The sequence below is a fragment of the Streptomyces sp. NPDC033178 genome (assembly GCF_055577685.1).
Genome location: NZ_JBVIPT010000001.1, coordinates 824,488 through 830,717, shown reverse-complemented (window position 1 = coordinate 830,717; position 6,230 = coordinate 824,488). Strand labels below are relative to the sequence as shown.

Here is a 6,230-nt window from a genome sequence, read left to right as displayed (position 1 = left end):
GTTGCCCGCCCGGCAGCCACCAGGTGTCACGGTCCGGCACTCGAACATCCCGGGAACCAACCGCTTCCTCGGAACGCCCTTAGCAACGGATTAGGGCCCCTCGGTGCCGGACTCCGCGCCGAAGGCGCCGCCGCCCGAGTCCGCGCACGGTTCAGGTGGTTCGCGACCGACCGGAACGGCCCGGCGCGTGCCAGAATCACAGCGTGGATTGGGGGATCCTCGAACGAGACGACGAGCTGGACCAGCTGGCCGTCGCCGCGCGGGACGCGGCCGACGGAGCCGGTTCGGTGGCGCTCGTCTTCGGCGAGGCGGGTATCGGCAAGTCGAGCCTGGTGAAGGCCATGCCGGCCGTGCTGCCGGAGAAGGCGCGCGTCCTGGTGGGGGAGTGCGACGACCTCGCGACCCGCCGGCCGCTCGGCCCCTTCCGTGACCTCGTCGGCAGCGTCGGCGCCGAACTGGCCCGGGCTCTCACCGCGGGCGGCGACCGGCCCCGGGTGTACGACGCCCTGCGGGCGGAGCTGACCGCGGCCCCGCACCCGGCGGTCCTCGTCGTGGAGGACGTGCACTGGGCCGACGAGGCCTCGCTCGACGCCCTGCGGTTCCTGGTGCACCGGGTGGAACGCCTCCCGGCCCTCCTGGTCCTCACCTACCGCGACGACGAACTGGACCGCCGCCATCCCCTGCACCACCTTCTGGGCCAGGTCTCCCGGGCCGAACGCGTGCACCGCCTCCCGCTGTCCCGCCTCTCCGCGGGTGCCGTGCGGGAGCTGAGCTCGGTGAGCCGCCTGGACCCGGCGGAGGTGTACGAGGTGACCTCCGGCAACCCGTTCTTCGTCGCCGAGGTCGTGGCGGCCGGCGGCACCGGCGGGGTCCCTCCGACCGTGGTCGACGCCGTCCTCGCCCGGCTGCGCGGCCTGGACGACCGCACCCGCGACGCCCTGGAACAGCTTGCCGTGGTCCCGTCCGCCGTCGAACGGCCCCTGGTCGACGCGCTGTTCACGGACGGGGTGGCCGAACTGGCCGCCGCCGAACAGCGCGGACTGCTCACGGTCACACCCGAACGGGCCGGATTCCGGCATGAGTTGATCCGCCGGGCCGTCGCCGACTCGCTGCCCGCCGCACGACGCATCGAACTCAACCGTCACGTCCTCGCCGCGCTCGTCGCGAAGCCCGGCTCCGACCCGGCCCGCGTCGTCCACCACGCGGCGGAGGCCGGCGACCAGGAAGCCATCGCGCGGTACGGTCCCGACGCCGCCCGGGACGCCTCCGGCGCGGGCGCGCACCGGGAGGCCGCCGCCCACCTGCGGCTCGTGCTGCGACAGCGCGACCGGTTCGAGGCCGCCGAACTCGCCGACCTGCTGGAGCGGTACGCCGTCGAGAGCTACACCATCGCCGACTCCGCGGCCGCCGTCGACGCCGAACGGGACGCTGTCGCGCTGCGCCGGTTCCTCGGCGACACCCGGGCGCTCGGCGCCGACCTGCGCTGGCTGTCCCGTATCCACTGGTGGGCGGGCAACGCCGACGAGGCACAGAGTGCCGCGCGCGAGGCCATCGCCGTACTGGAGGAAGCGGGCGACGACCGGCTGCTCGCGCTGGCCCTCAGCAACACCTCGCAACTCCACATGCTGTCCGAACGCTCCGCCCTGGCCATCGACTTCGGCGAGCGTGCCATCGCCCTGGCCCGCCGCACCGGCGACGACGCGATCCTCGCGCACGCCCTCAACAACGTCGGCTCCGCACGCTGGCGCACCGGCGACCCGCTGGGCCGCGCCCAGTTGGAGGAGAGCCTGAAGGTCGCGCTGGCCGCGGGCGAGGTCGAGCACGCCTGCCGCTCGTACGCCAACCTCATCTGGACGCTGCTCCAACGCCTCGAGTTCACCGAGGCCGACCGCTTCCTGGCACCCGGGATGGCGCTGGCGGACCGGGCGGAACACGTCGGCTTCCTCAGCTATCTCCATGTCGCGATGGCACTGCGCCGGTTCGCCGCCGCGGTCTGGGACGACGCGGAGCGGCACGCGGAGATCGGCGCCCACGACTTCGTGCCCGCGCGCTGCCCCGCGCTGACCGTGCTGGCCCGGATCCGCGTTCGCCGCGGCCGGGACGGCGGGGAGGAACTGCTCGACGAGGCCTGGGAGATCGCCGTACGCACCCGTGAACTGCAGCGCACCGGGCCGGTCGCGGTCGCCCGGGCGGAGGCGGCCTGGCTCCGGGGTGATCACCCGGCGGTGATCGCGGTCGCCGGTGAGGTCTTCGCGGAGGCACGCCGCCTGTCCGCCATGCCGCACGTGGCCGAACTCGGCTACTGGCTCACCAAGGCGGGCAGCCCCGTACCGGCGGACAGCCGGGACCATCCGTACGCGCTCCAGGCCGCCGGACGATGGCGCGAGGCGGCCGAGGCCTGGCGCGCGGCCGGCTGCCCGTACGAGGATGCCGCCGCCCTCGCCGAGAGCCCGGACCCGGACGACAAGCTCACCGCCCTCGCCGGTCTGGACGCACTCGGCGCGGAGCCCCTGGCACGGCTGGTCCGCGGTGAACTGCGGCAGCTGGGCGTGCGCCACATCCCGCGCGGCCCGCTCGCCGCCACGCGCGACAACCCCGCGGGCCTCACCGAGCGTCAGCTCCAGGTCATGCGGCTGCTGGCCCAGGGGCTGACCAACCCCGAGATCGCCGAGCGGCTCGTGGTGTCCGTCCGTACCGTCGACAACCACGTCTCCGCCGTACTGGACAAGCTCGGTGCCCGCTCCCGGCGCCAGGCCACCGCCCGCGCCACCGAGCTGGGGCTGGTGCCCGGACGCGAGACCTAGGTAGCCGCCGACGCCGAGCTGAGTGACCGGCACGGATATCTGCGCACGGGCGACGGGACTAGAAACAGGCCCATGGAAGGGGCCCGGAAGCCGGGTCCCGGATCGGGGGATGCACATGTCCGTCACACAAGCACAGGCGGCCCGGCAGGAACTCACCCAGTTCAAGGGGCAGTTGATCGGGCCGGACGACGCCGACTACGACGAGGCCAGTCCCGTCTACAACGCGATGATCGAGCGTCGGCCCGCCCTGGTGGCGCGCTGTACGAGCGCCGAGGACGTCACGCACGCCATCCGCTTCGCCCGCGCCCACGACCTGCCGCTCGCCGTTCGCGGCGGCGGACACCACGGGGCGGGACTCGGGACCTGCGACGACGGAGTGGTCGTCGACCTGTCCCCGCTCAAGGACATCGAGGTCGACCCCGAGGCCAGGACGGTCCGCGTCGGCGGCGGCTGCGTCTGGGGCGAGGTGGACCGGGCCACCAACGCGCACGGTCTGGCCACCCCGAGCGGCATCATCTCCACGACCGGCGTCGGGGGCCTCACCCTCGGCGGCGGCCTCGGCCATCTCACCCGCAAGTGCGGGCTGGCCATCGACAACCTACTGGAGGCCGAGCTCGTCCTGGCCGACGGCCGGCACGTGACCGCGAGCGCCGACGAGCACCCCGACCTGTTCTGGGCGATCCGCGGCGGAGGCGGCAACTTCGGCGTCGTCACCTCGTTCCTGTTCCGGCTGCACGAGGTGAGCACGGTCGTCGCGGGTCCCACGTTCTGGCCCGTCGAACAGTGCGCCGACGTACTCGCCGCCTACCGCGACTTCATCCCGCACGCACCCCGTGAACTCAACGGCTTCTTCCTGATCGGCGCCGTCCCTCCCGCCCCGCCGTTCCCCGAGGAACTCCATGGACGCAAGGCCTGCGGTGTCGTGTGGTGTTACGCGGGAGAGGACACGGACGCGGCGGCGCGCGCGATGGCGCCCCTGCTGGACGCCCTGCCGGAGCCGATGCTGCACGGCCCCGCGCCGATGCCGCACCCCATGATCCAGGGCGCCTTCGACGGTCTCTACCCGCCCGGCGACCAGTGGTACTGGCGTGCCGACTTCGTCAACGAGATCCCCGCCGAGGCGATCGACCTGCACGCCAAGTTCGGCGCCGAACTGCCCACCATGAAGTCGACCATGCACCTGTACCCGATCGACGGCGCCGTCCACGACCACGCGCCGACGGACACCGCCTGGAGCTACCGCGACGCACGCTGGGCGTCCGTCTTCGCGGGCGTGGATCCCGACCCGGCCAACGCCGACGACATCAAGCGGTGGACCGTCGACTACTTCGAGGCCCTCCACCCGTACTCGGCGGGTGGCGCCTACGTGAACATGATGATGGACGAGGGCCAGGAGCGCGTACGGGCCAGCTACCGCGACAACTACGCCCGGCTGGCCCGGATCAAGGCCGAGTACGACCCGGGCAACCTGTTCCGGCTCAACCAGAACATCGAGCCGGCCGCGAGGCCCTGACCGGCCTGCCCGGGAGCGGCCCTGGCGCCAACGGGGGGCGTCGGGGCCGCGGGGGATTGCGGGCCGCGGGGACTCAGGACTTGCGGGCGACGCCCCCGTACACATCCGTCGCCTCCGGAGTGGTGCCCGGCTCGGGGCGCCACAGCGGGCAGGAGACGATGCCGGGCTCCAGCAGTTCCAGGCCGTCGTAGTAGACGGAGATCTCCCGCGGGCTGCGCAGCACGTACGGGACGGCGCCGGTGTCGTCGTACCCCTCCTGGGCACGCTTGAGTTCGGCGTCCGTGTCGGTGCTGTCGTAGTGCACGAAGTAGCTGCCCGGCGGCAGGGCGGCCTGGAGGCGGCGGACGATCGACTGGGCCTCCTCGTAGTCCTGGATGTGGCCCAGGATGCCCATCAGCATCAGCGCGACGGGCTTGCTGAAGTCGAGGATCTTGCCCGCGGCCTCGATGATGTTCTCGGGCTCGTGCAGGTCCGCGTCGATGTAGTCGGTGACGCCCTCGGGGGTGCTGGTGAGCAGCGCCTGGGCGTGCCGCAGCACCAGCGGGTCGTTGTCCACGTAGACGATCCGCGACTCGGGCGCCACGCGCTGGGCGACCTGGTGGGTGTTGTCGTACGTGGGCAGGCCCGTGCCGATGTCCAGGAACTGGTGGATGCCCAGCTCACCGGCGACGAACGTCACGGTACGGATCAGATATCCGCGGGAGGCGCGGGCCATCGTCTCGATGTTCGGGGCGATCTCGCGGTAGGCGTCGCCCGCCTCCCGGTCGACCTCGTAGTTGTCCTTGCCGCCCATCCAGTAGTTCCAGATGCGGGCCGAATGCGGCACCGTGGTGTCGATCTTGGACAAAGCGTCCTGGTCGGGAGTGGACTGGCCGTCTGCCATGCGAGATCTCCTGCCGTGCGTCACGCGGTCTGCTTCTAACCTACCGTCAACTTTCCTTTGGATCGCCCCAGTTGAAGATCGGGAGCGGATGGCGCACGGATGGGAGGGCCGGGGCCGCCGACATCCAGAGTGACGACGGGGACGTGCTGGGCGAGGGTGCGGAACACCCGGCGGTAGGCGTCGGCAGCCTCGGCGCTCTCGGTGTCCGGGCGGCGCCCGGAGTCCGTCAGATGGAGAAGGGCGCCGTCCCGCTCGGCCACGGACTCGGCGAAGTCGAGCGCCTGGATCCAGGTCACCCGGGAGTGGCCGCGGCGCAGCGGCCCGTAGACCAGTTCGTGGACGATGCCGCCGTCGACCGCCAGGCGGCCGGGGGCGGCGAGGAGTTCGCGGTACGGACGGGTCGGGTCCACGTGGTGCAGCTGGTACTGCGAGCGCCTGATCATGAATCCGTTGCGGACCAGTTCGGCGAGCAGCCAGCTTCTGGCGATGTCGTCGGGGCCCTCGACGACCAGTGTCCGGCACCGGTCGACGGCCTCATGGAGCGTGCGCATACCACTCCCTCCAGGACGACCGACTTCCCCAGTGTGGCCGGACGACCCGCACGGCGGGAGTGCGCATGCGGGTTGTCCGGTTGTGCGGCCGTAGTGGTGGATGGTTGTGCGGGCGTGGTGGTGCCGCCCGGTCCGGGCGGGCGAGGGCGTCGGAACGCGGGCTCGCGACGCGGGAGTTCGGCGGGGTACCGGGCGACGAGGGACGTCGGACGTCCCGGGCGACGAGTGGCGTCAGGCGACGAGGAAGTCGGCCTGGCCGGACTTCGCGCCCTCCAGGAACGAGATCATCTCTTCGCGGGTGTAGACCAGTGCGGGCCCGTCCGGGTCCTTGGACTGGCGGAACGCGACGCTGCCGTCGGGCAGTCGCTTGGCCTCGACACAGCTGCCGCCGTTGGTGCCGCTCCAGGGCTTGTGCCAGCCCTCGGTTCCCAGATCGATGGCGGGCATTCCGCTGTGGATGGGGTCCATGGAAGTCATGG

The 6,230-nt window shown here is 72.2% G+C and carries 5 protein-coding genes; 2 read left to right on the top strand and 3 right to left on the bottom strand.

Annotation, left to right across the window (positions count from 1 at the left end; translation table 11 throughout):
• The first annotated feature begins 203 nt into the window (after positions 1–203).
• Positions 204–2,804 carry an ATP-binding protein gene (locus ACZ5VQ_RS03975; RefSeq protein WP_469103537.1) on the top strand — a complete coding sequence of 867 codons (2,601 nt, stop codon included), beginning with the start codon at positions 204–206 and terminating at the stop codon, positions 2,802–2,804.
• Between the two features lie 115 nt (positions 2,805–2,919).
• A complete protein-coding gene (locus ACZ5VQ_RS03970; protein ID WP_469103536.1) occupies positions 2,920–4,317 on the top strand; it encodes an FAD-binding oxidoreductase in 1,398 nt (465 codons plus the stop codon).
• 73 nt (positions 4,318–4,390) lie between these two features.
• Here ACZ5VQ_RS03970 and ACZ5VQ_RS03965 read toward each other — a convergent pair whose 3' ends face one another.
• The 3 genes from ACZ5VQ_RS03965 to ACZ5VQ_RS03955 form a co-directional block, all read right to left on the bottom strand.
• The gene (locus tag ACZ5VQ_RS03965; RefSeq protein WP_469103535.1) at positions 4,391–5,200 is read right to left on the bottom strand and encodes an SAM-dependent methyltransferase; all 810 of its coding nucleotides are present in this window, start codon (positions 5,198–5,200) and stop codon (positions 4,391–4,393) included.
• Positions 5,201–5,235: 35 nt separating this feature from the next.
• Entirely contained in the window at positions 5,236–5,751 is a 516-nt protein-coding gene (locus tag ACZ5VQ_RS03960; RefSeq protein ID WP_469103534.1) for a hypothetical protein, read from the bottom strand.
• Positions 5,752–5,982: 231 nt separating this feature from the next.
• Positions 5,983–6,228, bottom strand: coding sequence for a DUF397 domain-containing protein (locus ACZ5VQ_RS03955; protein WP_362078908.1), 246 nt, complete (start codon positions 6,226–6,228; stop codon positions 5,983–5,985).
• Positions 6,229–6,230: the final 2 nt, after the last annotated feature.

Bases quoted from the DNA above. Each gene is read 5' to 3' on its own strand.
- ACZ5VQ_RS03960 (WP_469103534.1), bottom strand. From the start codon at position 5,751: ATGCGCACGCTCCATGAGGCCGTCGACCGGTGCCGGACACTGGTCGTC.
- ACZ5VQ_RS03965 (WP_469103535.1), bottom strand. From the start codon at position 5,200: ATGGCAGACGGCCAGTCCACTCCCGACCAGGACGCTTTGTCCAAGATC.
- ACZ5VQ_RS03970 (WP_469103536.1), top strand. From the start codon at position 2,920: ATGTCCGTCACACAAGCACAGGCGGCCCGGCAGGAACTCACCCAGTTC.
- ACZ5VQ_RS03955 (WP_362078908.1), bottom strand. From the start codon at position 6,228: ATGACTTCCATGGACCCCATCCACAGCGGAATGCCCGCCATCGATCTG.